Source organism: Limibacillus halophilus, assembly GCF_014191775.1.
In the GTDB taxonomy this organism is placed as follows: domain Bacteria; phylum Pseudomonadota; class Alphaproteobacteria; order Kiloniellales; family CECT-8803; genus Limibacillus; species Limibacillus halophilus.
The window spans coordinates 119,285-143,842 of record NZ_JACHXA010000004.1 but is presented as its reverse complement, the minus strand read 5'-3'; the positions used below and the strand labels follow the sequence as shown (position 1 = coordinate 143,842).

22 protein-coding genes are annotated in these 24,558 nt (G+C 56.7%); 19 read left to right on the top strand and 3 right to left on the bottom strand.

All coding sequences use genetic code 11. From position 1 onward, the window contains the following. The 10 genes from FHR98_RS08735 to FHR98_RS08690 all read left to right on the top strand — a co-directional run bounded on the left by FHR98_RS08735 (nucleotide 1) and on the right by FHR98_RS08690 (nucleotide 10,977). On the top strand, nucleotides 1-798 hold the full coding sequence (locus FHR98_RS08735; protein ID WP_183416302.1) for an FAD binding domain-containing protein: 798 nt from the start codon (nucleotides 1-3) through the stop codon (nucleotides 796-798). A 91-nt stretch (nucleotides 799-889) separates the two neighbouring features. After that, entirely contained in the window at nucleotides 890-4,222 is a 3,333-nt protein-coding gene (locus FHR98_RS08730; protein WP_183416301.1) for an intermembrane phospholipid transport protein YdbH family protein, read from the top strand. 79 nt (nucleotides 4,223-4,301) lie between these two features. Continuing rightward, on the top strand, nucleotides 4,302-4,559 hold the full coding sequence (locus tag FHR98_RS08725; RefSeq protein ID WP_246377645.1) for a YnbE family lipoprotein: 258 nt from the start codon (nucleotides 4,302-4,304) through the stop codon (nucleotides 4,557-4,559). A 15-nt stretch (nucleotides 4,560-4,574) separates the two neighbouring features. Further along, nucleotides 4,575-4,946 (top strand): YdbL family probable chaperone protein, encoded by a 372-nt coding sequence (locus FHR98_RS08720; RefSeq protein WP_183416300.1) that lies wholly within the window; start codon nucleotides 4,575-4,577, stop codon nucleotides 4,944-4,946. 94 nt (nucleotides 4,947-5,040) lie between these two features. Continuing rightward, nucleotides 5,041-5,985 carry an AAA family ATPase gene (locus FHR98_RS08715; protein WP_183416299.1) on the top strand — a complete coding sequence of 315 codons (945 nt, stop codon included), beginning with the start codon at nucleotides 5,041-5,043 and terminating at the stop codon, nucleotides 5,983-5,985. 2 nt (nucleotides 5,986-5,987) lie between these two features. Next, complete coding sequence (locus FHR98_RS08710; protein ID WP_183416298.1) at nucleotides 5,988-7,232, top strand: vWA domain-containing protein; 1,245 nt, start codon at nucleotides 5,988-5,990, stop codon at nucleotides 7,230-7,232. Further along, nucleotides 7,229-7,546, top strand: coding sequence for an XdhC family protein (locus FHR98_RS08705; protein ID WP_183416297.1), 318 nt, complete (start codon nucleotides 7,229-7,231; stop codon nucleotides 7,544-7,546). The genes FHR98_RS08710 and FHR98_RS08705 overlap by 4 nt, the downstream gene beginning before the upstream one ends. After that, complete coding sequence (locus tag FHR98_RS08700) at nucleotides 7,543-8,253, top strand: XdhC family protein (RefSeq protein ID WP_183416296.1); 711 nt, start codon at nucleotides 7,543-7,545, stop codon at nucleotides 8,251-8,253. Before FHR98_RS08705 ends, FHR98_RS08700 begins: the two co-directional genes overlap by 4 nt. Further along, entirely contained in the window at nucleotides 8,253-9,902 is a 1,650-nt protein-coding gene (locus FHR98_RS08695) for an NTP transferase domain-containing protein (RefSeq protein ID WP_183416295.1), read from the top strand. The genes FHR98_RS08700 and FHR98_RS08695 overlap by 1 nt, the downstream gene beginning before the upstream one ends. 109 nt (nucleotides 9,903-10,011) lie before the next feature. Then, nucleotides 10,012-10,977 (top strand): ATP-grasp domain-containing protein, encoded by a 966-nt coding sequence (locus FHR98_RS08690; RefSeq protein WP_183416294.1) that lies wholly within the window; start codon nucleotides 10,012-10,014, stop codon nucleotides 10,975-10,977. A 75-nt stretch (nucleotides 10,978-11,052) separates the two neighbouring features. Here FHR98_RS08690 and FHR98_RS08685 read toward each other — a convergent pair whose 3' ends face one another. Further along, on the bottom strand, nucleotides 11,053-11,781 hold the full coding sequence (locus FHR98_RS08685; RefSeq protein ID WP_183416293.1) for an aldolase: 729 nt from the start codon (nucleotides 11,779-11,781) through the stop codon (nucleotides 11,053-11,055). A gap of 178 nt (nucleotides 11,782-11,959) precedes the next feature. Here FHR98_RS08685 and FHR98_RS08680 point away from each other — a divergent pair, with 178 nt between their 5' ends. The 4 genes from FHR98_RS08680 to fghA all read left to right on the top strand — a co-directional run bounded on the left by FHR98_RS08680 (nucleotide 11,960) and on the right by fghA (nucleotide 16,803). Continuing rightward, complete coding sequence (locus FHR98_RS08680) at nucleotides 11,960-14,023, top strand: hypothetical protein (RefSeq protein WP_183416292.1); 2,064 nt, start codon at nucleotides 11,960-11,962, stop codon at nucleotides 14,021-14,023. A gap of 46 nt (nucleotides 14,024-14,069) precedes the next feature. After that, on the top strand, nucleotides 14,070-14,636 hold the full coding sequence (locus FHR98_RS08675; RefSeq protein ID WP_183416291.1) for a hypothetical protein: 567 nt from the start codon (nucleotides 14,070-14,072) through the stop codon (nucleotides 14,634-14,636). A 187-nt stretch (nucleotides 14,637-14,823) separates the two neighbouring features. Further along, the gene (locus FHR98_RS08670) at nucleotides 14,824-15,933 is read left to right on the top strand and encodes an S-(hydroxymethyl)glutathione dehydrogenase/class III alcohol dehydrogenase (RefSeq protein ID WP_183416290.1); all 1,110 of its coding nucleotides are present in this window, start codon (nucleotides 14,824-14,826) and stop codon (nucleotides 15,931-15,933) included. 24 nt (nucleotides 15,934-15,957) lie between these two features. Further along, nucleotides 15,958-16,803 (top strand): S-formylglutathione hydrolase, encoded by an 846-nt coding sequence (gene fghA, locus FHR98_RS08665; protein WP_281369931.1) that lies wholly within the window; start codon nucleotides 15,958-15,960, stop codon nucleotides 16,801-16,803. Nucleotides 16,804-16,882: 79 nt separating this feature from the next. On the opposite strand, the gene FHR98_RS08660 is transcribed toward fghA, so the two are convergent. Then, a complete protein-coding gene (locus tag FHR98_RS08660) occupies nucleotides 16,883-17,329 on the bottom strand; it encodes a bactofilin family protein (protein WP_183416289.1) in 447 nt (148 codons plus the stop codon). A 449-nt stretch (nucleotides 17,330-17,778) separates the two neighbouring features. On the opposite strand from FHR98_RS08660, the gene FHR98_RS08655 reads away from it, so the two are divergent. Genes FHR98_RS08655 through FHR98_RS08635 form a run of 5 tightly spaced genes read left to right on the top strand, consistent with a single transcriptional unit; the run spans nucleotide 17,779 to nucleotide 23,465 of the window. Then, a complete protein-coding gene (locus FHR98_RS08655) occupies nucleotides 17,779-20,640 on the top strand; it encodes a molybdopterin oxidoreductase family protein (protein WP_322091235.1) in 2,862 nt (953 codons plus the stop codon). Then, on the top strand, nucleotides 20,637-21,374 hold the full coding sequence (locus FHR98_RS08650; RefSeq protein WP_183416288.1) for a 4Fe-4S dicluster domain-containing protein: 738 nt from the start codon (nucleotides 20,637-20,639) through the stop codon (nucleotides 21,372-21,374). Before FHR98_RS08655 ends, FHR98_RS08650 begins: the two co-directional genes overlap by 4 nt. Before the next feature lie 9 nt (nucleotides 21,375-21,383). Further along, nucleotides 21,384-22,322, top strand: coding sequence for a dimethyl sulfoxide reductase anchor subunit family protein (locus FHR98_RS08645; RefSeq protein ID WP_183416287.1), 939 nt, complete (start codon nucleotides 21,384-21,386; stop codon nucleotides 22,320-22,322). 17 nt (nucleotides 22,323-22,339) lie between these two features. Then, nucleotides 22,340-23,134, top strand: a complete 795-nt coding sequence (gene rsmI, locus FHR98_RS08640; RefSeq protein ID WP_183416286.1) for a 16S rRNA (cytidine(1402)-2'-O)-methyltransferase — start codon at nucleotides 22,340-22,342, stop codon at nucleotides 23,132-23,134. Beyond that, nucleotides 23,127-23,465 (top strand): DUF1491 family protein, encoded by a 339-nt coding sequence (locus FHR98_RS08635; protein ID WP_183416285.1) that lies wholly within the window; start codon nucleotides 23,127-23,129, stop codon nucleotides 23,463-23,465. Before rsmI ends, FHR98_RS08635 begins: the two co-directional genes overlap by 8 nt. A 2-nt stretch (nucleotides 23,466-23,467) precedes the next feature. Here FHR98_RS08635 and FHR98_RS08630 read toward each other — a convergent pair whose 3' ends face one another. Beyond that, nucleotides 23,468-24,451: a LysR substrate-binding domain-containing protein gene (locus tag FHR98_RS08630; protein WP_322091234.1), complete on the bottom strand. Its 984-nt coding sequence runs from the start codon at nucleotides 24,449-24,451 to the stop codon at nucleotides 23,468-23,470. Between the last annotated feature and the right edge of the window lie 107 nt (nucleotides 24,452-24,558).

The following is a 24,558-nucleotide window of genomic DNA, read 5'->3' as shown; positions in this document are numbered from 1 at the left end:
ATGTATCAGTTCGATTATAAGCGACCCGCCTCCCTCGACGAGGCCGCCAAGGCCCTGGCGGGTGCAGGCGATGGCAAGATTCTGGCCGGTGGGATGACATTGATCCCGACCCTCAAGCAGCGCCTTGCCATGCCAAGCGATCTTATAGACCTCGGCGGAATTGCCGAGATCAAAGGCGTCTGCGAGGAAGATGGCGCCATCGTGATCGGCGCTATGACCACCCACGCGGAGGTTGCTGCCAATGACCTTGTGAAAAGTCGCTTGCCCGCGTTAGCGGCGTTGGCGGAGGGCATCGGTGACCCTCAGGTTCGCCATCGCGGCACCATCGGCGGGTCTGTCGCCAACAGCGATCCGGCTGCCGACTATCCCGCCGGTTTGCTGGGCTGCGGCGCGGTGATCCGAACCAACAAGCGCGAAATTGCGGCCGACGATTTCTTTACCGGCCTGTTTGAAACGGCGCTGGAGGAAAACGAAATTATTCGCTCCGTCGTGTTCCCGGTTCCTGAAAAAGCAGCTTACGTAAAGTTCGCTAACCCGGCCTCCCGCTATGCCATCGTTGGAGTTTTTGTCAGCCAGGGTGTTGTGGGAACCCGCGTCGCCGTGACCGGTGCAGGCCCATGTGCGTTCCGCGCAACGGAAATGGAAGCGGCACTTACCGCTAACTTCACGCCCGTTGCACTCAAGGGATTGACCGTATCGGCGGCTGATCTGAACAGCGACCTGCATGCCTCTGCCGAGTATCGCGCTCACTTGGTAAGCGTTATCGCAGCACGGGCTGTCGCCGCCGCTGCCGGTTGAACAAAGCCCCACCGTAAAGAAGAGCCGGGGTCTGCGTGGCCCCGGTTCTTTCTTTGCGGCCCCATACGCTGAAGGTTAGGCTTTTCCTACCATGAAGCGTCGCTGGAAAATCATCACCGGTTCTTTCGCTGTTCTGGCTCTGGTCCTGAGCGGACTGTGGTTGGCGCGTTTGACACTGGCAGAACGCCTTCTCGCCGAAGTTATGTCAGTCTGGCTAAAGGCCGATCATTTCAAGGTCAGCGAACTTGCCTTCGATCGCCTTGTTATCAGCAACCTCACGGCTCCTGGTCTGTCCTTTGCACGCTTGGAAGCGAAATTCAGCCTCGCCAGCTTGCTCGATAGCCGCCTGGAGAACCTCGCGCTCGAGGGCGTGCACTACCGCTATGCCAAGGACGACAGCGGCACCACGGCGGAATTATCGCACTTCCCGGCCATTCCAACGCTACCTGACCTTCCTCTTCTTCCTCCAATCCAGATAAGCAACGGCAGTATCACGCTCGAAACAACAATAGGTCCTGTAACTGTAACCGTATCTGGAAGCGGCGATGGTCAGGCATTCTCGCTTTCAGGCAACGCTGTTAGCAATCTCGGCATGCTGGAGATCGAAAGCCAAATCACGTTGGATGGTGGCCGCGTCACGGCGGCGTACCTGCATGCCAAAGGCGCGGATCTATCCTGGCAGGAAAAGGCGCTTGGACCGGTTGAACTCGCTGCCGAAATAAGTCCGGACCTAGGATTCAACGCGTCGCTAACGCTCGGTCCTCCAGAAGCCGCCGGGACCATCAGATTACGCGCCCCTGAGTTCGATGCGGAGCAACCTATCATCCTGGAAAGCGACCTCAACTTCGACGAGGATGAAGCAGTAACCACTTTCGTATCCAGCTTGCTTCCTTTCCAACTGAGGCGTCTGTCACTAAAGGGAACAGCTCATCTCCAACGCGTTCCATGGGGTCTGCCAATCCCGCAGAGCCGTGGCACTTGGCAAACATTGATGGTCGAAAGTGGCCTTACGTTGGATTTGGAATCCAGCAGCGAAATGCGGGACTTCCCCAGCATTCCAGGCGACTGGCAGAACAATCTCACGGTCGCGGTCGATCGAGAGCAAATCAGCTTCAACACCGACACCAACGAAGCAAACGGACTGTCTCGCCTGACACTGGCCGGCACAATCAAGGCGTTGTCCGACGTTCCACGTTTCAGTCTCGCCGGTTCACTGGAAAGCACGGAGGGCAGCGCGATCCAATCGTTCCTTGCTTCCTATCTCGGCCGGGAAATGGAACTGAAGGGCACATTTACTGCCGATGGGTTGCTACCGGCCGGTCCGCCTGCGGCCCAGCCCGACAGCGATCTCCTCTCGGCCTATAGAAACCTGGAGCCTCATCTTCGTTTCACCGGAACATTTAAAAATCTTGCCATAACGGAACTCGCCCGAGTTTCCGGCTATACCGACGTAATATTGTCCGCCGACCGGACGCTCCTTTTCTTAGATTTTTCACCTGATACATTACTTTCAATAACATCCATAACCGACTATATAAAAAGCGCAATAACTATACCATTCGAACAGAACAACCTCGCAGTGCCTTTGGAGCCCTTAACCCTCTCGGGCCCAATGAGCCTCAAGATTGCGCCAAACCTCACAGGCGAAAACCCGTTCGAGGTCATAAGCGATTTGGCCCTAAGTGACGCAGCGGGCCGACAGGTCTCGATCCGTGGCCGCGTTCAGGGAAACCTGGGTCCGGGCTGGCGCCCTCTCAGTCTGGAAAGTAGCGCCTTGGAGGTTGGCCTGTCTGGTTTGAAAGGCCTGCCAATCCCACTGCACACGATTACATACAATGGTGCCGCCAGTCATGCGTTAGGCGAAACAGCACTCAACGGATCGATCGGCCTCATTGGCGAAGATTTGCGCGGTGCTTTGCCACTCCATGCCGAGTTTCAGAATGAAACGATCTTTCTTCGGAGCAGAGAGCCTGGAAGTCTGACGAGCAGTGCGCCCATCACCCTTGCCGGTAAACGAATTATCTTAGAAAAGCCGTTAAACATCAACGATTTGAAACTATCGGTTAAAGAAGGAAGCATCAAGGACCTCACCCTGGACGTACAAGCACCCGCAGTGCGCCTCTCCGGAAGCGTTCCCGCGACGCAGGCAAGCAATCTATCGATGAAGCTATCCATGTCCGAAGGTGCATTGCTTTCCGATCTCAAAATCGGGGGGCTTCAGGTCCCTGACCAGGAACTGAAAATTAACGGCCTACAATTTGCCGGTGCACTTGATCTGGAAGCTCTACCGCGTCTCGCCGTTGGCAAGGGCGATGCGCGGTTGACCGCCGACGCCGTTACGCATCCGATCCTGGCTGGGCCCGCAAGGCTGAATGTCTCGTTTAAGCCGCGGCGCAGTGATAAAACGGACGTTTCCGGCGAAGTGTATTTCGCGGACCGTCTGGTAAAATTGGGGTTTTTGGGATCTTTTGCTGGCGATTATTCTCACCTTTCTCTCAGTTTGCCCAACACAACCGTGGTTTTCGAAAAGGGCGGTTTACAACCTCTCGCAATCAGCCCCCTTCTCGCCTCCCTCCGAGAGGTTGAGGGAACTGTGGCTTTGACAGGATCACTTGGTTGGGATGGCAGGAACCTGAAAGGCAAAGGGACGGCAACCCTCACCGATCTGGCGCTACGTTACGCCGATATGCCGCTGAAGGGACTAAACGGTACCCTGTCGTTTCGAGATATGATCAAAATCGCAACTGAAGGCGATCAGGAGGTCACACTGTCGCGCTTCGATCCCGGCTTGCCCCTCACCGACGTGCGTTTGATTTTCTCCATAGAACCGGCGGCAGAAACCAGCGAGCCGACGCTGCTAATCAAGGAAGCCAGAGCACAAAGTCTTCTCGGCCCCCTGCTTTTGACGGATGGCGCCTACTCCCTTGCAAGCGGAGACGGCCGCGCTTCCTTGAGTTTCACCCGCCTGGACCTGAGCGCACTTGCCGAACTCATTGATGTCGAAGGGCTGCAAGTTACCGGTATCCTCGCGGGCCAGGTTCCACTGGCCTTTACCAGCGGCACCGTGACCATTGCAAACGCCAACCTGGACGACACGCAAGTTGGCACGATCCGCTACAACAACGAAGCGACTCGACAAGCCTTGTCGGGCGGGGGCGAAAGCGTCTCTTTGATGCTCGATGCACTGGAAGACTTTCAATACAACGATCTCCAACTCCATCTTGATAAGCCAAACGATAAAGAGTTGGTTTTCTCTATAGGGCTAGAGGGAAGAAATCCAAATGTTCTAGATGGTTATCCCTTCAGGCTTAATTTTAACCTTACGACGGATCCAACGTCTTTGCTGGCTGCTTTGCGGCAGGGCACGTCGATTGGTGAACTTTTATTGAAACGTTCGGGGAGATATTCCCTCTCGCCACCGTAACAATAGAATGACAGCATATGTGGATGAAGCGGGCACAGGAAAACTGGCCTAAGACGCCAGGGGATGGATGACGGTGCGGATGCAAAAATTTGCTGCGAAGCCCAGCGACGCGATAGTGGCGCAAGAGAGCAACATACCGGCGATGAACGGGCTCCTGGCAGCCGGGTCGGTGCTGGCAGCTTTACTATTCCTTTCGGCCTGCACGCCGACCGTCAAGGTCGAGGCTCCAAAGGAACCCATCACCATCAATTTGAATGTCAAACTGGATGCTGAAGTCCGCGTGAAGCTTGAAGAGCAGGCGCGCGAAGATATTCAGAGCAATCCGGGAATCTTTTAAGGCGGCGAGGAAACCATGCGAAACGGCACATTCACCTCACGACGCAAGTTCTTGCTGTTCGGCGGCTTGGCTATCGCGGCCAGCACTTTGGGTCTGACCTACACCTTCAAAAAGGCTAAGGCCGACCAACTTGACGATTTGCGTAAATCAGGCGCTGTCGGCGAACGCTTTGACGGATTGCTCGTAGTGCGCGATTCAGGCAACGCCTCAGCCAAGAGCGTCGCTGCTCAAGTCAACGCTCAGCGCAAGGAAATTTACGCTAGTCGAGCCGCACAACAGGGCGTCACCGCCGAGGAAGTCGGCAAGGTCTATGCCGCGCAAATCCTTCAAAAAGCGCCCGCCGGCACGTGGTTCCAGCGCGCCGATGGAAGCTGGGTCCAAAAATAATTCGAACACTGCGGTGGTCCGGCGCGTTGTCAGGCGTACCCTTGCCCCTATAGTCTCCTTCTCATAGGCAACATTGGTCCTTCGAGAGGAAAGTATGGCGGATGATTCTGCGGCGCACTGCGCCTTACCCGCGAATGTCGATGAGACATTGGAACTGCTAAAACGCGGGCAATACATCGGCGAGCGCAGTCTAGCCACCGTTCTATTTCTGGCAATAAAGCTCGGCCGCCCACTTTTCCTGGAGGGCGAAGCCGGGGTCGGCAAGACCGAGATTGCCAAGGTCCTGGCAACCGCCTTGGGGCGGCCACTAATCCGCCTGCAGTGCTATGAGGGGTTGGATGTAAACTCTGCGGTTTATGAGTGGAACTATGCGCGCCAGATGATGGAGATTCGGCTGGCCGAAGCGGCGGGCGATCGGGATCGCGAACGTTTGGAGAGCGACATCTTCTCCAAGCGCTTTCTCATCGAGCGCCCCCTGCTCCAAGCTCTGCGGCCCGGCATCGGCGGCGCGCCGGTTCTGTTGATCGACGAATTGGACCGCACGGATGAGCCGTTCGAGGCTTTCCTGCTGGAACTCCTGTCCGATTTTCAGGTCAGCATTCCTGAACTCGGCACTATAAAGGCGGCGGAAGCGCCAATCACCATCATCACCTCTAATCGCACCCGGGAGATTCACGATGCCCTGAAGCGCCGTTGCCTCTATCATTGGGTCGATTATCCCAACGCGGCGCGGGAGCTTGAAATCCTCAAGATCAAGGCGCCCGGGGCGGCGGACGCCCTGTCTCGCCAGATCGTAGCCTTCATCCAGCGCTTGCGGCATGGAAATGACCTTTTCAAACTCCCAGGAGTGGCCGAAACCATTGATTGGGCCGATGCTTTAACCCAACTCGATAAAGTCGCTCTGGACCCGGAAACGATCGATAGCACGCTTGGCGTTCTTTTGAAGTACCAGGACGATATCCAGAAGATTCAAGGAAGCGAGGCCGCACGTCTTCTGGATGAGGTAAAGCAGGATATGGTCGGGCTTCCCGGCGTTTAAAAATGACCACCCAAAATGGACAGATCACAGCCGAAGAAGGCCGCCTGGCGGAAAACGTCCTCTACTTTGCCAGAACGCTTAGGGCTGCAGGGCTACCGGTCGGCCCTGGAAAGGTTCACGAAGCCCTGGAGGCCATAACCGCCGTCGGCATCGGCGAGCGCCGTGATTTCTATTGGACACTCCATAGCACCTTCGTAAATCGGCGCGATCAGCAGGAAGTTTTCGACCAGACCTTCCATCTTTTCTGGCGCAACCCAAAGATACTGGACAAGTTGAAGGGGTTGTTGTTGCCGGATGTGACGGCGGACGGTCTGCGCGACGCTGCCGAGCAGGAAATCAGCAGGCGCGTTGCTGATGCTTTCTCGCCGCCCCGTCAGACGCCGAAAGAGCCGCAGGAAAATGCGGAAGAAGAAATAGAAGTCGATGCCAGTTTCACCTATTCCGCTCGTGAACGACTCCAGGAAATGGATTTTGAGAAGATGTCGCTCGATGAATTGGAAGCGGCAAAACGCGCCATAAGAGCTTTGAAATTACCCTTGCAAGAAGTAAAGACGAGACGGTTCCGTGCAGCGCCGCATGGACGTCGAATAGACCTTCGGGCCTCGCTGCGGGCCAGTTTGCGTGGTGGGGGCGATCACATTCCTCTCAACTGGAAAGAGCCTCGCACACGCCGCCCCCCCTTGACCGTCCTTTGCGACATTTCCGGCTCCATGGCACGCTATTCAAGAATGGTTCTCCATTTCATGCACCACTTGAGCAACGACCGGGACCGTGTCCATTCCTTCGTGTTTGGAACGCGGCTTACCAACATCACGCGCCAGCTCCGCTACAAGGACATTGACGTAGCACTGGAAAAGGTGGGAGCCGAGGTTGAGGATTGGTCGGGCGGCACGCGAATCGGTGGGTGCCTGAAGGATTTCAACAGACAGTGGTCCAGGCGGGTACTTGGACAAGGGGCCGTCGTCTTGTTAATCACAGACGGATTGGACCGTGAAGGCGCCCGCGGCGTTGGCGAGGAGATGGAGCGCTTGCACAAGTCCTGCAGGCGCCTGATCTGGCTCAACCCCCTCTTGCGGTATGACGCCTATGCACCGAAATCACAGGGTGCCAGCGCGATGATCGGTCACGTTGATGAACTCCGCAGCGCCCATAGCATAAACAGTTTGGCCGATTTGGCCGCCGCACTTAGCGCCGACCCGCCGGCACGAGAGGAGGCCGCAAGCCAATGGATAGGAAAGTCAGCATGATCGAAGCAGATGTTCTCGCAACGGCCACGAACTGGCAAGACCAGGGACACAAGGTGGCCCTGGCGACCGTCGTGGCAACTTGGGGTTCCTCACCGCGCCCGGTTGGCAGCCAGTTGGCCGTAGATGAAACCGGCCGCATGGTCGGCTCGGTATCCGGCGGCTGCATCGAAGGCGCAGTCGTGCACGAAGCGCGTCAGATCATGGAAGGCGCACCGCCAAAGCTCCTGACCTTTGGTGTTACCGATGAGGACGCCTGGTCGGTTGGCTTGGCTTGTGGTGGCACGGTAAAGGTATTCGTGGAGTCCTTGGTATGAAGCGCCTCCTGCTCGACAAGCTCCTGGAGGCTAGACGAGGCAAGCTGGAAACGGTCTTGGTTACCAACATCGAATCCGGCCAGCAGTGTCTGGTAATCGACGGCAAGGCCGATGGCGACTTCAAGCCTGATGCCGAACTGTTCGCGGCAATTCGGAAGGCTTTACGCGATGACCGCAGCGGGCTGTACGAGGACCGCTGGTTCCTGCAAGTCTTCAATCCCCCATTGCGCCTGGTTCTGGTCGGTGCGGTTCATATCGCGCAAGCCCTGGCGCCCCTGGCGCAGATGACCGGGTACGATGTCGTTCTGATTGACCCACGCAAAGCTTGGGCAACCGAAGAACGGTTCCCGGGAATCAGGTGCGTAGACTCCTGGCCCGATGAGGCCATGTCAGATCTGGCATTGGACCGCCGCACGGCCGTTGTCACCCTGACACACGACCCTAAACTCGACGACCCTGCCTTGCTCGCCGCCATCAAATCGCCCGTCTTTTATATCGGCGCCCTGGGGTCGACACGAACCCATGCCAAGCGCCTGACCCGCCTACGTGCGGAGGGCGCGAGCGAAGAAGCGCTCGCACGTATCCAAGGGCCTGTAGGCCTATCAATCGGTGCAAAATCGCCGGCTGAAATAGCCGTTTCAGTGATGGCGCAGATAACCCAGGTCTTGCGCGCTGCCCCGCCTCTGACCCCGGGAGACACGGCCTGATGGACTTTTGCAAGGTCAATAGCCGCGATGCTGCCGGTTCATTGCTCGCCCATTCGATCCGCTTTGATAAATCAAACTTCAAGAAGGGTCGTAAGCTGAGTGAGGGAGACGTTACAGCCTTGCTCGCCGCAGGCATTGAAGAGGTCACCGTCGCTCGCATGGCGCGTGGAGACCTGCACGAAGACGAAGCCGCGGCGATGGTAGCCGCGGCTATTCGTGGTGCTAACCTGAATCAGACCGCAGCTTTTACCGGGCGCTGCAATCTTATTGCCCAGGCGCGCGGACTGGCAGTGATCGACAGAGGTCGGCTTGATGCCTTCAACTTGACCGATGAGTGCATCACCATTGCAACGGTGCCACCCTATGGCCTCGTCGAACCGCGCCAGATGGTGGCCACGGTTAAGATGATTCCCTTCGCCGCAAACGGGAAGATTATTGACCAAGCGATGCAAACGCTCGGCAATGAACCGCTGATCAGCGTCGCCCCGCTTCGAGCGCGGCAAATAGGACTGGTACAAACCGAACTGTCAGGTATGAAGGTCAGTTTACTAGACAAGACTGTTGCCGCCCTGAATCAGCGCCTAGCTCACCTCGACTGCCCCCCAGCTAAAGAACGCCGCTGCGCCCACGATCCTTCTGCAATTTCCAGCGCCTTGGAGGAACTCCAAGCGGAGGGGTGCGAACTGCTTCTCGTATCGGGAGCGTCGGCCATCGTCGACCGGCGCGACGTTGTTCCCCAAGGCATCGCGCAAGCCGGCGGAACGGTTCTTCACTTCGGCATGCCGGTAGACCCAGGCAATCTTCTGCTGCTTGCGGAGTGGGATGGCCTGCCGGTGCTGGGGTTGCCCGGTTGCGCCCGATCGCCCAAGGTCAACGGTTTCGATTGGGTTCTGGAACGCCTGCTCTGTGATCTACCCGTTGGATCTCGAGATATCATGCAAATGGGTGCCGGCGGCCTATTGATGGAGATAGCCCAACGACCCCTGCCGCGTTCTTTTGCCGTTGAAGGAACGCCTGATCCCGAACATGAGGGCCGTGCGCTGGCACCGCGGGCACCCAAAATTGCGGCGTTGCTGCTGGCCGCAGGACAGTCACGGCGCATGGGGCATGCCAACAAGCTCCTGGCGGACGTCAACGGCAAGCCTTTGGTTCGCCATGCAGTCGAAGCCCTAAAGGCCGCGCAGATAAGCGACCTTGTCGTCGTTACCGGTCATCAAGCACAAGAAGTTACAAGCGCACTCGCGGATATGGAGCTCGTTTTCGCCCATAATCCGGATTACGCCAGCGGGCTCGCTTCATCCCTAAAACGGGGATTGGCGAGCCTCCCCGGTCAGCCAGATGGTGTTATAATCATGCTCGGTGATATGCCACGCATTTCGACCGCCGTCATAAATAGCATCATCGCTGGTTTCAATCCGGTGGAAGGGCGCTCGATCTGCCTGCCGACGTGGCAGGGTAAACGCGGCAATCCAGTTCTGATATCCCGCCAGTTCTTTGCCGAACTGCAAACGCTCCATGGTGACGTCGGCGCACGACATCTGCTTAGCGATTATCCGGAGTTGGTAGCCGAGATCGCAATCGATGATCGCAGCATTTTGGAAGATATCGACACACCCGAAGCCCTCGCCGCTCTGCGCACAGATTCGTGAATTTTTGTATTTCCCACTTGAAGAGTCTTAATGCCTCCACTTAATCTCATTATTGAGTGTGATATTCACTATTTCACGCATTTTATGCGTAAAATATGGAGCGGCAAAAATGTCGAAGATCTATATTCTGCACGAGAATGATGAGTGGTTGCCGCCTTTCCGGTCGGCTCTGGAATCTGCGGGCCTGGATTTCGAGGAATGGCATCTTGATGAAGGCGTTCTATCATTCGATTCCCAACCGCCGGAAGGCATCTTCTATAGCCGTATGAGCGCCTCAGCTCATACGCGCGGGCACACCCACGCACCCTCCTACACCCAACATGTCCTGAACTGGCTAGAATTGAACGGGCGCAGGGTTGTCAACGGCAGCCGTGCTTTGTACCTGGAGGTCAGCAAGGTTGCACAGTATGCCGCGCTCCAAGCGGCGGGCGTCCGCACGCCACGCACGCGCATTGCCGTCGGCAAGGACGCGGTGCTACCAGCAGCTCGGGCCTTTGCGGAGCTACCGCTTATCCTGAAGCCCAACCGTGGCGGGAAAGGCCTGGGCGTTCAGTTATTCCAAGATTTGGAAAGCTTGGCCGCTTATCTTGAAAGTCCGGAGTATGAGGCGCCTGTCGATGGCACTTGGTTGATCCAGCAGTACATCCGGCCTGCGGAGCCCTACATCACGCGTGCGGAGTTCATCGGCGGACGTTTCCACTATGCCGTACGGGTCGATACCAGCCAGGGATTTGAGCTTTGCCCTGCGGACGCCTGCGCGGTCGGCGACGCCTTCTGCCCGGCGACCCCAGATCAGGAAGAAGCGCCGAAATTCCAGATTACTGATGATATTGATCCAGCGCTTATCTCGACGTTGGAAAAGGTCCTCGCGGACAACGGCGTTGAAGTTGCCGGTATCGAGTTCATCCGCGATATCGAAGGCAACATCTATACCTACGACATCAATACGAACACAAACTACAATAATGGAGCCGAGCGCTCGGCGAAGCTTGCCAAGACCGGCCCGCAGAAACTTGCCGAATTCCTGGGCGAAGAATTGCAGCGCCGGGCGGCACAGGCCATCGCCGCCGAATAACTTTCTTCGCCGATCCTTCGCACATGAAAAAGGGAGCTCCATGGCTCCCTTTTTTGCATTCTCGAACTGCGGGACCTAGTTTCTGAACTCAGGGCTCTCCTGATCGAGAATCCGCAGCAAGCCATCAAAGTGAATCCGGCTGTAGCGGTCACGCTCTTCATCGAACTGTGTCTTCGTATGGCGCGCGAGGTTCTCCCCCATTAACCGCAGCGGTTTGCCGGTCGAATAAGCCAACACCTGTAGCTCCGCGGTGCGCTCCAGATAGTAAAGATCATCAAAGGCCTGATGGATGGTCGGCCCAACAACCATTACCCCGTGATTGCCCAACATCAGGACCCGCTTGTTGCCTAGATTGGAGGCAAGCCGCGCGCCCTCCTCCATATCATGGACCAATCCGCCGTAGTCGTTGTCGTAGGCCACATCCTGATAGAACCTCAGGGAATTCTGGCTGATCGGCAGAATCTCGGAATTTTCAAGTGATGTCAGGGCTGTTGCATAAGGCATATGAGTGTGCAGCACACAGGCAGCCCTCGGGTGCGCCAGATGAACGGCTGCATGGATGCAAAAGGCCGACGTCTCGGCATAACCATTCCCTTCGATGACCTCGCCTTTGGCATTGACCAGGAGGAGATCGCTCGCACGCACTTGTGACCAATGAACACCATAAGGCGACAAGAGAAACCGATCATCCATATCCGGAATGGCATAGCTGAAATGATTGCAGACACCTTCGTGATAGCCATAGCGTGCGGCAAGCCTGTGGGCGGCTGCCAGGTCAACCCGCGCTTGTTGGATACTGTCCATAGTACTCGTTCCTCCTTCGGCCAAGCGCGACGAGCCTAAGCCTGCGCGAATGCACCCTGCAAGCCGGAATAGCGAAAAATTTTGACAATTTTTCTAGTTTTATTACCATTATATTTGATAATCATTCTTTTTCGCCTATATTTTTTGCTTATCCCCTATTTTTCTTAAAGGTTCAGCGATGAAATTTGCAAAAAATACCGAGGAGCTAGCCGAGGAAATGGCCAAACGCCGACCCGACGGACGGCCCGTTCTCAGCCCGACGGTCATGGCCATGGTCGACCGCAATTCTAAAAACCCCTTCGATCCCGTCAGCCCGGGCGGCATGGCGTTCGAGTTCACCCGCACCATGACGCAAAAGGCCAAAAGCCCGATCCCGGATGAGGTTGGCCTGCGCTTCCGTGAAGAGATGGCCGAGGACGGCTTTGAGATTACAGACAAAGGCTTGGTTTTCGATCCGGCCAAGGTCAAGGACGATCCCGAGGGCCCACGCGTTTCTGCGCCGGTCAATTTGCGGGACGGGCAGCCTCTGCGCGCTCCCGGCACGGCGGCATCCAACACAACCACCTCTGGCAATGGCGCGCTGCCAAACGGCGCCAAGCCAGGGTCCGGACCGGCTGCAAGCTCGGCAAAACCTGCGGGCACCACCAGCACGAACGAGACGGCGTCTGACGATGCGCCGCCGCGCGGCGGCCCTGGCAACACAGCGGCTGCAAAACCCGCAGCCCAAAGCGCTTTTAACAACGGCGGCACAAAGGAAAGCGCCTCCGGTAAGGAGACTTCCATCCAAATTAACCCAGAGAGGAATGCGCAGAAAAGCCAGCCGGGCTCTGGCGGCCAGCCGGGCTCCGGCAGTGAGCGGGATGATGTCGCCAGCCAGGCCTCCCCGAGAAAACCGGGGGCAGAGGATACTGGACGAAATCCGCATGACCCCAACGATAGAGAGCCTCAGCCAATCAGCAACCGCAAGGCACAGGACGGACCTGACAGTCCAGCGTCCGCACAAGCAAAGCCAGAGGCGCAAGTAGACCAGCCGCAAAGCGGAGGAACGCCGCGCCCGGACGATGGGTTCCGGAATCCCTTCCCGGAATCGCAGAGCCTGCAGACACCTTTAGCCCGCTTGCCCCAGAGCAGCGTCGTCACCCTGGGCGATCAAAAGGCAAGGGAAACAGCGCCCTCCAATCAAAACGACGGCCAAAACGTCACCCGTCAAACTACGGACAAAGGCCCCTCGAATCGAGAAAGCGGTGGGCAGGGGAAAAGCGAAACACCAGCAACCACCGCTCCCAAGACGCCGCCGCCGATTGCAACTGCACTCTTATCAACCGATCAGCAAAGCAAACGGCCAAAACCACCAAACACCGCACAGCCATCTGCTCTGAACAAACGATTTTTGGGCAATAGTGGTAAATTCGTCCAACAATTGCAGCAGGACATCGAAGAGGCAATCAGCGAAGCGCCCCCGCAAGAACGCAGGCAGAAACGCGAACGCCAAGAAAAGATTGCGGGTTTGATTGCCGAAGTCCTGGTCGACACTTCTGTTTTCATTGCTTCACGCGGTCGGGTTCCCGATGCCGTTGGCACGACAGAAGAACTGCTCAAAAGCGCTGGCGATCTTGCCGTTGTACTGCGCCGGGAACTTGGCGATAAGGAGGCCGCGAAGCTCCTAGAACGCTTCCTGGATCCCGACGCCGACGGCGTGATGGAGATAGACTTCTCGCAATCTCTGGAACAAAACCCTGAAACACAAGGTTTTCTCTTTGACCATCAAAGAGCGATTGAAGCGCAAATTATTGGCATCGACCCCACAACGCTGGAAACCTTGCCCGAGCCATCGCCCCTGCAGCAAACAATGTTGCGGCTGGAGGATGGAGGGACAACTACCGCAGACCTCCAAGGACGGGGCGGCCAGCGTACTGCACTTGCCAACACGCCCGCGTCTCAGCACCAGGCTCTACAAAGCGACAGCAAAATATCTTTTGAAAGACGGGGTAACAAAGTTTTCGCTACAGGAAAAATCAAGCATCGCTTGGATTACAACTTCAGCTCGAACAGCGATGATCTGATGACCGATCTTTACCGCGTGACCCTACGTGAACTGGGCTTGGGTGCGGATTTTGAAGTACGCTCTCGCGCTGAGCAGGATATGACCCTTGAGTTTGAGATAATAACCGACAAGAATGGCAAGCAAGGGTTGCGGCAGGTAACGAACCCTGAGTGGTCGGCGCTGCGACCGTCGCCATAGGAGAATACCCCTCAGCGAAGCTTGAGGATGAAGGGGGTAAGGGTGGATGGCGGAGGAGTTCGGTCAAAGCGGCGCGGCAAAGAAGAAGCGCCGCTCCGCGTCAGCGGTCTGGGTCAGGCGGGTGGCCTTGGCGCTGCTGATCCCGGTCCTGCTGCTGACCGCCCTCCTCTTACTACCTATTGTCCCCTTTACGCCCTATTGCGACGATATACGCTATAACCGCGAAACTGGAGATTACAGCTACCAACGCCCTGTCGATTGGGAGTTAAGCGAGGATTTTCTATCCGCGCTAGGCGAGTACCTAGTGGATCAGGACTATTACTATATAAGATTAGGGAACAGATTCTTTGTTCCCTTCTCGCTATATATTCAACTAAATGACCCACCTCTAATAAAATTTCATTTGGAAGATTTCTATATAGAACCCATTACATATTTTCTTAACCGGAATGATGAAATAACTTCGAATGTTATTTTCTTTCTTTTGAAAAAGAAACTCGATGATTCCGTTTATCCACAAGATATGACTCCTTTTGGAGGGCCAGAAAAAAAAATCTATTACACAGAATGCAAGTTCATGCCGCTTGTCACCAAACCGGGCGTATTCGATTAGCAAGAGCTGTAATCCCGGACAAAGCCGCCATCGCCAAGAGCCGGAAACAACAGCCCCACGTGACAAGAGGACAATTATTGTCGCCGCAAGCCTTGTCATACGCCACCACCTTCTGCAAGTCTGTCGCCAAACATAATCCGGTCGGTCAGGTACCGTCCCCAAAAGTGCTTTAGGAAGGAAGTTGAAGATGGATGTACGCGCCGCTGTTGCCCTGGAGGCTGGCAAACCGCTGGAAGTCATGACCGTGCAACTGGAAGGCCCACGGGCTGGTGAAGTCCTGGTGGAAATCAAGGCAACCGGCATCTGCCATACTGACGCTTTCACCCTGTCCGGCGCCGATCCGGAAGGGCTGTTTCCAGCGATCCTCGGACATGAAGGTGCAGGCGTCGTGGTTGAGGTGGGTGCAGGCGTCTCCTCGCTTAAGCCAGGCGATCACGTCATTCCTCTCTATACCCCGGAATGTAGGCAATGCGAGTACTGCCTCAATCCGAAAACGAACCTCTGCCAGGCCATCCGCGAAACACAGGGCAAGGGTCTGATGCCCGACGGCAGCAGTCGCTTCTCGATCGACGGTAAGCCGATCCTCCACTACATGGGAACCTCTACCTTCGCCAACTACACGGTCTTGCCGGAAATCGCGCTGGCCAAAATTCGACCCGATGCTCCTTTCGATAAGGTTTGCTACATCGGTTGCGGCGTCACCACTGGTGTCGGCGCAGTTGTCAACACCGCGAAAGTTGAACCCGGATCAAACGTCGTTGTCTTCGGCCTTGGCGGTATCGGACTGAACGTTCTTCAGGGTGCACGCATGGTGGGTGCAAACAAGATCATCGGCGTCGATCTAAACAACGAGCGCAAAGCGCTGGGTGAAAAGTTCGGCATGACTCATTTCGTCAATCCCAAGGAGGTCGAGGGTGACCTTGTCCCCTACCTCGTGTCGCTGACCGGTGGTGGGGCGGACTACTCCTTCGAGTGCATCGGAAACGTGAACACGATGCGTCAGGCTCTGGAATGCTGCCATAAAGGCTGGGGCGTTTCCGTCATCATCGGTGTCGCCGGCGCTGGTCAGGAAATTTCGACACGCCCCTTCCAGCTGGTTACTGGTCGGTCCTGGCGCGGTACGGCATTCGGCGGCGCGCGCGGCCGTACGGACGTGCCGAAGATCGTGGATTGGTACATGGACGGCAAGATCGCCATCGATGAGATGATCACCCACATCATGCCGCTGGAGGATATCAACAAGGGCTTCGATTTGATGCACGCCGGAAAATCAATTCGGAGCGTTGTTCTTTATTAATGTATTACTGGAATTAAATCCGTTATGGTATTGAAACAAATATCGGAAGCGAAATGCTTTGGAGGCGCGCAAAGCATCTTCGAACATCACTCCGAGCGCTGTAACGGCGCGATGCGCTTCTCGCTTTTCCAACCGCCCCAGGCCGTCAGAGGTGAAAGGCGTCCGTTGGTCACGTTCCTGTCGGGTCTGACGTGTACGGAGGAAAACTTTACCGTGAAAGCCGGCGCGCAACGAGTAGCGGCCGAATTGGGCTTGAATATCCTGGCGCCGGATACGTCTCCGCGCAATCAAGGCATCCCCGGTGAAGACGAAAGCTACGATTTTGGCTCAGGTGCGGGATTTTATCTTGATGCCACCCAGGCACCCTGGTCGGGTGCATATCGGATGTACAGCTACATATCGGTAGAGCTCCCGCAGGTCCTCGCGAAGAACTTTGAATCCATCGACCTCTCCCGCCAGGGAATCATGGGACATTCCATGGGTGGTCACGGCGCGCTTACGATTGGATTGAGAAACCCGGAAACTTACCTATCGATTTCTGCGTTTTCTCCGATCGTCGCTCCCAGTCAGGTGCCATGGGGGCAAAAAGCCTTCACGGGCTACCTCGGCGAAGACCGGCAAAGCTGGGCCGACTACGATGCTACTGCGCTTGTCCTTAGCGGGCATAGAAGTGGCGGTATCCTGATCGACCAAGGCGATGCCGACCAATTCCTGGCGGAGCAATTGCGACCGGAACTCTTTGCCAGTGCTTGCCAAACCGCAGGCCAGGAACTCGAGCTACGGATGCAAGCGGGCTACGACCACAGCTACTATTTCATCGCTACATTCATCGAAGACCATCTGCGCCACCACGCTACAGCGCTACTGTAATTCCGGATGGAATCTAAAAGCGGCCCCGAATCGGGGCCGCTTGCGGATGCTGGAGGTATTGTCAGTGCCGATTTGAATGTCAGTCGGCCGCCGTTTTAGCTTCCATTTTGGGCGCCTCAGCCTCGGGCTTTGAATCCTTTGACGGCGTATCTAACAGACCGATGTCGCCCGCAATCACGCCGCCTTTTTCAATTTGCAACTCACCATAGCGAATCTCGCCGCGCACTTCCCCGCCGGCCGTCACTTTCAACAATCCTTTGACCGTGAGTTTGCCATTGACCCGGCCAGCAACGCTCGCTTCGTCGAGTTCAACCTGCCCTTTGAACAGTCCACCTTGTGCGACTTCCATCACGCGGCCCGTCATTGATGCTTCGACTTCTCCCTGCACAACCAATGTATCACAAGCCCCAATTTCACCCTTAACTCGAATCGCCGGTCCGACGATCAAACGACCCGTTCCCTCCGGCTGGCTTGCAGAAGTCGATGAAACTGTTGAGCGTGATGTGGGCTGGATCGATTGCGGCAAGGTCGCTTCCTCTTTTGGTTTGGGACTGGGCGCGGGCGCCCGGGCGCTGGTTTGCGGAGCCTGTGGATTATCAGCCTTTGGGTCGTGCAACAAGGGAGCGCGCGCCGGACCTTGCCGATCGCGCAGGAATTTCAAAGGATCCTGTGCCATAATGCCTCCTGCATCTGAGTGTATTTCCCGAACCATGCAGCCTCAAGCTTACTCTAGACTTCCCGGGGGCTGGAAAGAGGCAATTTTAAGGCGGCCGTGAGAAATACTGCTATCTATACAATCAGGTATTTCTTCGTGTCGCGGCAATACCTGACTGATAAAACAATCCGTTAGCATCGGAACATTCCGTCACATCCTGGAAATCCTTTCCACTTTGTAGGTGAGAATCTCTACCCGCAAGGGTTAGGATAGCGTTCTGTCCATCACGTCACGCTAAATCTCAATCCAGGAGCCCTTCAGTGCCGGACGACCGACCTATCGACCTTTCTCCCAAGGTGTCCGACGAAATTCGCACAACCACTTGCTATATGTGCGCTTGTCGTTGCGGTATCCGCGTCCACCTCAAAGATGGCGGTATTCGTTACATCGAAGGCAACCCCGATCATCCGATCAACAAGGGGGTCTTATGTGCCAAGGGCTCCGCCGGGATCATGCACCAGGAAAGCCCGGCCAAGCTGCGCAAACCCTTAAAGCGCGTGGGTCCACGCGGCTCTGGGGAGTTCGAGGAGATCGAGTGGGACGAGGCACTGGGGATCGCAACCGGTTGGTTGTCCGCGATCCGCAATGAAGACCCCCGTAAGCTTGCCTTTTTCACCGGACGCGATCAGAGCCAGAGCCTGACGGCCTGGTGGGCTTCGCAATTCGGTACGCCAAATTTTGCGGCTCACGGTGGCTTCTGCTCGGTCAACATGGCAGCAGGTGGTCTCTATTCCATCGGCGGCAGCTTTTGGGAGTTTGGCGAACCGGACTGGGAGCACAGTCGGTTTTTCATGATGTTTGGCGTGGCTGAAGATCACGACTCCAATCCTATCAAGATCGGCCTAAGTAAGTTGCGTGCAAACGGTGCGAAGTTCGTCTCGGTGAATCCCGTGCGGACAGGATATTCCGCCATCGCTGACGAATGGTTGCCAATTACGCCGGGAAGTGATGGCCTCTTTGCCCTCTCCCTGGTTCATGAACTCCTGAGCGCAGGAAAAATCGACAAAGAATTCCTCAAATCCTACACGAACGCTCCTTGGTTGGTCATCGATGCTCCCGGCAGTAGTTCCCACGGCTTGTTCGCTCGCGACGCCGACGGAAAGCCCCTGGTATGGGATCAGAAACAGGCGGCCGCGTTACCATGGGACAGTGACGGAGTCGTGCCCGATTTAAGGGAAACCGTGACGTTACCTGATGGCCGGCAGGCAAAGCCTGTATTCTATCTCTTGGCTGAGAAGTATCTGACCGCGGAGTACGCCCCGGAAGCTGTGGCCGAGCGAACCGGCTTGCCTGCCGATACGATCCGTCGTATTGCCGCGGAGATCGCCGAAGCCGCGTTCAGCCAAACCGTGGTGATCGAGCAGCCCTGGACCGATTGGCGTGGCGTCCGTCATGAACGCATGGTCGGCAGACCCGTGGCCCTGCATGCCATGCGTGGTATTTCGGCCCATTCGAACGGTTTTCATACCTGCCGCGCCTTGCATCTATTGCAAATGCTGCTGGGAGCCATCGATAGCCCCGGCAGCTTCCGTTACAAGCCGCCGTTCCCGCAGTCCGCGCCACCGCCGGTCAAACCAGCTGGCAAGCCAGGCCAGGTGAACCCGCGACAGCCCCTGCCCGGTCCGCCGCTTGGCTTCGTGCAGGGCCCCGAAGATCTGCTCGTGGGACCGGACGGAAAGCCGCAGCGCATCGATAAGGCGTTCTCATGGGAGAATCCTCTGTCTGCCCACGGGTTGATGCATATGGTCATCACCAACGCGTGGAAGGGTGATCCCTACCCGGTTGATACCTTGTTCCTCTACATGGCCAACATGGCCTGGAACTCAGCCATGAACACCGGCGGCACCGTCTCGATGTTGACCGACAAGGATCCCGAAACCGGTGAATATCGCATTCCACACGTGATCTACTCCGACGCCTTCTATTCTGAAACGGTGCCCTACGCTGACCTTGTACTGCCGGATACGACTTATCTGGAACGATGGGACTGCATTTCCTTGCTGGACCGCCCGATCGGCAGTGCCGAGGCCGCAGCCGACGCAATTCGCCAGCCCGTTTTGACGCCCGACCGTGATGTCCGCCCCTTCCAGGATGTGCTGATCCATCTCGGCTATCGACTTGGCTTGCCCGGGATGACAAACGAAGACGGCTCGGAAAAATTTCCGGAGGGGTACAAACAGTACATTACCCAGCATCAACGCAAACCAGGTATCGGTCCGCTTGCGGGATGGCGCGGCGAGAACGGTGATGCACAGGGTGTCGGCGCGCCCAACCCTAACCAACTCGATCGCTACATAGAGAACGGATGCTTCTGGCGGCACGATATCCCCGAGGAAGGGCATTACTTTAAATTCGCCAACCAGGCTTACCTCGATTGGGCGAAGTCCATGGGTTTCATGACGGAAGCCGCGCCTGTGGTCCTGCAGCTCTACGTCGAGCCCTTGCAAAAGTTCCGGCTTGCAGCAGACGGTCATGGCGATGTTCTGCCCCCCGAACGCGAGCGTGAACGTCTGCGCCGTTACTTCGATCCGCTACCCTTCTGGTACCCCCCGCTGGAGGATGAAACCCGGACAGCCGATGACTTTCCACTCCATGCCGTGAGTCAACGGCCGATGGCGATGTATCATTCCTGGGGATCGCAGAATGCCTGGTTGCGCCAGATTCATGGCCACAACGTGCTCTTCGTCCCGGAATCCTTAGCCCAGGAGCTTGAGCTGAAGGCAGATGATTGGGTTTGGGTTGAAAGCCGGCACGGAAAGATCAAAGCCCCAACAAAGATAATGCAAGGCGTGAACGCCAAGACGGTTTGGACCTGGAACGCCATTGGAAAGCGTGCTGGTGCCTGGAACCTCGACAAGGATGCGCCGGAAAGCACCCGCGGCTTTCTGCTGAATCACCTGATCGATGAACTACTCCCCGAACAGGGCAGCGGCTATCGCTACGCCGCGTCCGACCCGGTTACAGGACAGGCCGCTTGGTATGACTTACGAGTACGTATAAAGAAAGCTGAAAAACCAGGGTTCGAGGAAACCGCACTCAAGCGCAAAGCCTTCAAGCGACCTCCCGGGATGCCCAGAGCTCCCGAAACGGTGGCATATGGCAAAAAGGGAGGAAAACGATGACCAGTCTCCCGACAAATCCCGGGCCGAAGAAACTTGGCCTAGTCATCGACTTGGACATCTGCGTCGGATGCCACGCTTGCGTGGTCAATTGCAAGGAATGGAACACAGGTGGCTATCCGGGACCGCTCACCGACGTTTCGGCCTATGGTGCCGATCCTGCTGGCGCTTGGCTGAACCGCGTACACAGCTTCGAAGCAGGCGAAGGCTGCGACGGGCGCACCGTGCATTTCCCAAAATCTTGTCTGCACTGCGAAGAACCCGCCTGTGTGACGGTCTGTCCGACTGGCGCTTCCTACAAACGGTCGGAAGATGGAATTGTCTTGGTCGAAGAAGACAAGTGCATCGGGTGCGGCCTTTGCGCCTGGGCTTGCCCTTACGGCGCCAGAGAGATGGACCCGGGCGAACAGGTGATGCGCAAATGTACGCTTTGCATTGACCGAATTTACAACGAGAACATCGCAGAAGAAGAGCGCCAACCGGCTTGCGTACGCACCTGCCCCGCCAGCGCCCGGCATTTCGGCGATCTCGGCGATCCCGAATCAGAGGTTTCTCGAATGGTCGCTGACAGAGACGGGTACGATCTGATGCCGGAAATGGGCTACAAACCAACCAACAAGTACCTGCCACCGCGCGAACGCAAACGGCCGAACACATCCACGCCCACGGCACAGCCCCTGGAGCCCATCGCAAGCGGCGGTTTACTCGGTTGGCTAGACCGCGTTCTGAGCGATTGAGGGACAAGCATGCATCCTGCACCTTCCATAATAGTCTTTACTGTTTTTTCCGGCAGCGGTTACGGATTGCTGTTCCTGATAGGCGTTCTTGGCGCAGCGGGCATGCTGCCGGCCGATAGCGCTTTTGGATTAATATCCATGATCATAAGCCTTGGCATGATCACCACGGGCCTTCTGTCATCGACGCTGCATCTTGGGCACCCGGAGCGCGCTTGGCGTGCGCTTAGCCAATGGCGAAGCTCTTGGCTTTCACGCGAAGGGGTGGCATCGCTGGTGACCTTCGCTCCTGCGTTGGCGTTGGCAATCGGGTGGGTGTTCTTCAACGAGGTGTGGACCTTGGCCGCGGTATTGTCAGCACTTGGCGCAGCTGTGACCGTTGGCTGCACCGCCATGATCTACGCGTCCCTGAAGCCTATTGCGCAATGGCACAGCGCCTGGACTCTACCGGCCTTTGTCGGCATGGCGTTAGCCGGCGGCGCGTTGCTTTTCTCCCTCATCACGGTTTTCTATGCGCCGCAAGGTAACTGGCCTATGGGACTCTCGGCGCTATTGCTATCCGTGGGCTGGACCATCAAAGCGGGCTATTGGGCGATTGCCTCCAACCGGCGCAGTCAGGCAACACCCGAGAGCGCCACTGGGTTAGGGCAGTTTGGGAAGGTGCGCCTGTTAGAGGCGCCTCACTCCGAAGAGAATTATCTGCTCAAGGAAATGGCTTTCGCGATCGGCCGCAAGCACGCCATGAAACTGAGGCGTCTGGCGATTGCCTGTGGCTTCGTCGCACCTCTGGTCCTGTTGTTGGCCGCCGATCTACTCGTTGTGCTCCCGGCCGCGCCAATCGTGATCGTTGCCGTGTTAATGGGACTTGTTGGCATCTTGATGGAGCGCTGGCTATTCTTTGCCGAAGCCAAGCATACCGTGACGCTCTATTACGGAGCACCAAACGCCTGAGGGAGCACGAGAGGGAAATGGACACTCCAGTCCCCAAGCTTGTTCTCATCGCCACGCCAATCGGCAATCTTGAGGATGTCTCGCTCCGCAGCTTGGCGCAGCTTAACGAGTTGCCAGCCCTTGCCTGCGAGGATACCCGACACACTGCGCGATTGTTGGACCGTCATGGAATCACAAAGCGCAAACGTCTGCTCGCTTGCCACGAACACAACGAGGCAAAAGCGGCAATGCAGATTGTGCGATTGCTGCAATCCGGCGTCTCGGTAGGTCTTTGCAGCGATGCGGGTACGCCCGGCCTTTCGGACCCGGGCTACCGTGTGGTGGAAACTGTTTTGGCCGCGGGATTTGAAGTGACCGCCCTGCCCGGCCCTAACGCCGCCGTCATGGCTCTGACAATATCGGGCCTCCCGACCTCATCTTTTGTCTTCAAGGGTTTTGCGCCGAAGAAAGCAGGCCAGCGGCAGCGTTTCATCGAGGAAGAAGCATTGGGATTCCATACGCTCGTCTTTTACGAATCCCCACACCGCATTGCGGGATTTCTCGCCGATGCTCTCCATGTGCTCGGGGACAGACGTGCTGCGGTTTGTCTTGAGCTCACCAAGCTCTATGAGCGCGTACGCCGCGGCAAGCTTTCAGACCTTGTTCAAGCCTTTGACGCTGAGGAGACCAAAGGCGAAGCCGTCATCGTTATCGAAGGGCTCGATCGCAAGGAAGAGAAGCTACAGGCGCGTGCCGAACGCAAGGCGGCCAAGCGTGCGCGCTATGGCCTGCCCCCGGAACCGTCGGTGACCGATGAGGTTGCCGATGACTGAGGAACGCTTGCCGACGCACTTGTGGGTCGGCGCGAAAATTCGCTACTGCGATCAGCAGGCGATTTCGGCAATGGTGCGCCACAAGGGAGAGCGACAGAGCGGTGCTGTTATCCTGAAGCTCGATCTATTGGATGGTCGTTGCAAGGTTCTCACTCAAGCTCGCGATCTCGATGGCAATTTGGGGTGGATGGCTGCGTTTCGCGACGGCATCGTCAGCAATGCCGAAGGCGAGGAGTACCTGGCACGCAGCATCAAACGCGATCCGGATGTCTGGATTGTCGAAATCGAGCACCGAGACGGCTGGCACCCCTTTGAGGGTAAGGAAATCTAGGTTCAGCCGTTCGCGCGTTCAGGTACGTAGGTTCGCTCTTCCAGCGGTGTCGCCGCAACAGCATCCTGCAAAGCCTCGATGAAGTGACGCTCGGCGCGATTCAGGTGGGCGCGCGGATTGTAAACCATATAGATGTCGATTACCGGCGGATCCTCGTAGGGAGGCAAACGCCAGAGCAATCCCGCCTCTTGGTCCCGCGTCATGACATGCAGCGGCAAGGGTCCAATCCCAAGCCCGCCAATGATCATGCGGCGCACCTCTTCCAGGTTTGAGGACGTTCCGATGATGGGACCCTGCAAGTCATGACGCTCGCGCAGCAAAGCTACGGGGCGCAGGGCATCTGAAAGCTGGTCGGTCTTAAAGGAAACGTTCGGTTCGCCTCGCAAATCTGTTAACTGCAGATCGCTTCTGCCGAAAAAGCGATGTCGGGGGCCGCAGAAGAATCCAAAGAACTCACGGTATAAATGGAGATAAGGAAGGCGCGGATCCTTGTCGTGTACCAAACAAATGCCAAGGCTTGCCCGCTTCTGCAAAACAGATTCGACAACCACCGCACTGGTATCGATTTCAAGCGCGTAGGTTACTTTCGGGTGCTCTTGGTGGAATCTCGACAAGACCTCATCAAAAGTCGGACAGACCACATGGCTGGCTAGGGAAATCGTTATGTGCCCTGATATCTCGTCATGTACGTCGCGCAACAGAACCGCAAGGCGCGACACACTGCCATAAATTTCCACGCACTCCCGATAAAGCAGATCACCCGCTGGCGTTACCCGGAAAATGCTGGGCCCGCGTTCGATCAGTTGTCGAGCGAGCTGAGTTTCGAGACGCTTGAGGGCGCTACTGACGGACGGTTGCTTCAATAGCAGGCGTTCCGCCGCTCGGGTGATGCTTCCTTCCTGAACGATAACCATAAAGGTTCGTAGCAAATTCCAGTCCAACTGGCGGCTGAGGCGTTCCTTGCGTCGTTCTTCAATCTGGTTCACCCGACACCCCTATTATAGTTTCTATCTATGTCTAATATTCTGCTTATCTATTTGCTTTATATTATGAAGCCGGACGTAATCAAGGGACTTGGCAAGCGTCCGGGAGG

Excerpts from the sequence above, each read along its gene's own strand:
- FHR98_RS08735 (WP_183416302.1), top strand. The coding sequence starts at position 1 with ATGTATCAGTTCGATTATAAGCGACCCGCCTCCCTCGACGAGGCCGCC.
- FHR98_RS08730 (WP_183416301.1), top strand. The coding sequence starts at position 890 with ATGAAGCGTCGCTGGAAAATCATCACCGGTTCTTTCGCTGTTCTGGCT.
- FHR98_RS08725 (WP_246377645.1), top strand. The coding sequence starts at position 4,302 with ATGCAAAAATTTGCTGCGAAGCCCAGCGACGCGATAGTGGCGCAAGAG.
- FHR98_RS08720 (WP_183416300.1), top strand. The coding sequence starts at position 4,575 with ATGCGAAACGGCACATTCACCTCACGACGCAAGTTCTTGCTGTTCGGC.
- FHR98_RS08715 (WP_183416299.1), top strand. The coding sequence starts at position 5,041 with ATGGCGGATGATTCTGCGGCGCACTGCGCCTTACCCGCGAATGTCGAT.
- FHR98_RS08710 (WP_183416298.1), top strand. The coding sequence starts at position 5,988 with ATGACCACCCAAAATGGACAGATCACAGCCGAAGAAGGCCGCCTGGCG.
- FHR98_RS08705 (WP_183416297.1), top strand. The coding sequence starts at position 7,229 with ATGATCGAAGCAGATGTTCTCGCAACGGCCACGAACTGGCAAGACCAG.
- FHR98_RS08700 (WP_183416296.1), top strand. The coding sequence starts at position 7,543 with ATGAAGCGCCTCCTGCTCGACAAGCTCCTGGAGGCTAGACGAGGCAAG.
- FHR98_RS08695 (WP_183416295.1), top strand. The coding sequence starts at position 8,253 with ATGGACTTTTGCAAGGTCAATAGCCGCGATGCTGCCGGTTCATTGCTC.
- FHR98_RS08690 (WP_183416294.1), top strand. The coding sequence starts at position 10,012 with ATGTCGAAGATCTATATTCTGCACGAGAATGATGAGTGGTTGCCGCCT.
- FHR98_RS08685 (WP_183416293.1), bottom strand. The coding sequence starts at position 11,781 with ATGGACAGTATCCAACAAGCGCGGGTTGACCTGGCAGCCGCCCACAGG.
- FHR98_RS08680 (WP_183416292.1), top strand. The coding sequence starts at position 11,960 with ATGAAATTTGCAAAAAATACCGAGGAGCTAGCCGAGGAAATGGCCAAA.
- FHR98_RS08675 (WP_183416291.1), top strand. The coding sequence starts at position 14,070 with ATGGCGGAGGAGTTCGGTCAAAGCGGCGCGGCAAAGAAGAAGCGCCGC.
- FHR98_RS08670 (WP_183416290.1), top strand. The coding sequence starts at position 14,824 with ATGGATGTACGCGCCGCTGTTGCCCTGGAGGCTGGCAAACCGCTGGAA.
- fghA (WP_281369931.1), top strand. The coding sequence starts at position 15,958 with ATGGTATTGAAACAAATATCGGAAGCGAAATGCTTTGGAGGCGCGCAA.
- FHR98_RS08650 (WP_183416288.1), top strand. The coding sequence starts at position 20,637 with ATGACCAGTCTCCCGACAAATCCCGGGCCGAAGAAACTTGGCCTAGTC.
- FHR98_RS08645 (WP_183416287.1), top strand. The coding sequence starts at position 21,384 with ATGCATCCTGCACCTTCCATAATAGTCTTTACTGTTTTTTCCGGCAGC.
- rsmI (WP_183416286.1), top strand. The coding sequence starts at position 22,340 with ATGGACACTCCAGTCCCCAAGCTTGTTCTCATCGCCACGCCAATCGGC.
- FHR98_RS08635 (WP_183416285.1), top strand. The coding sequence starts at position 23,127 with ATGACTGAGGAACGCTTGCCGACGCACTTGTGGGTCGGCGCGAAAATT.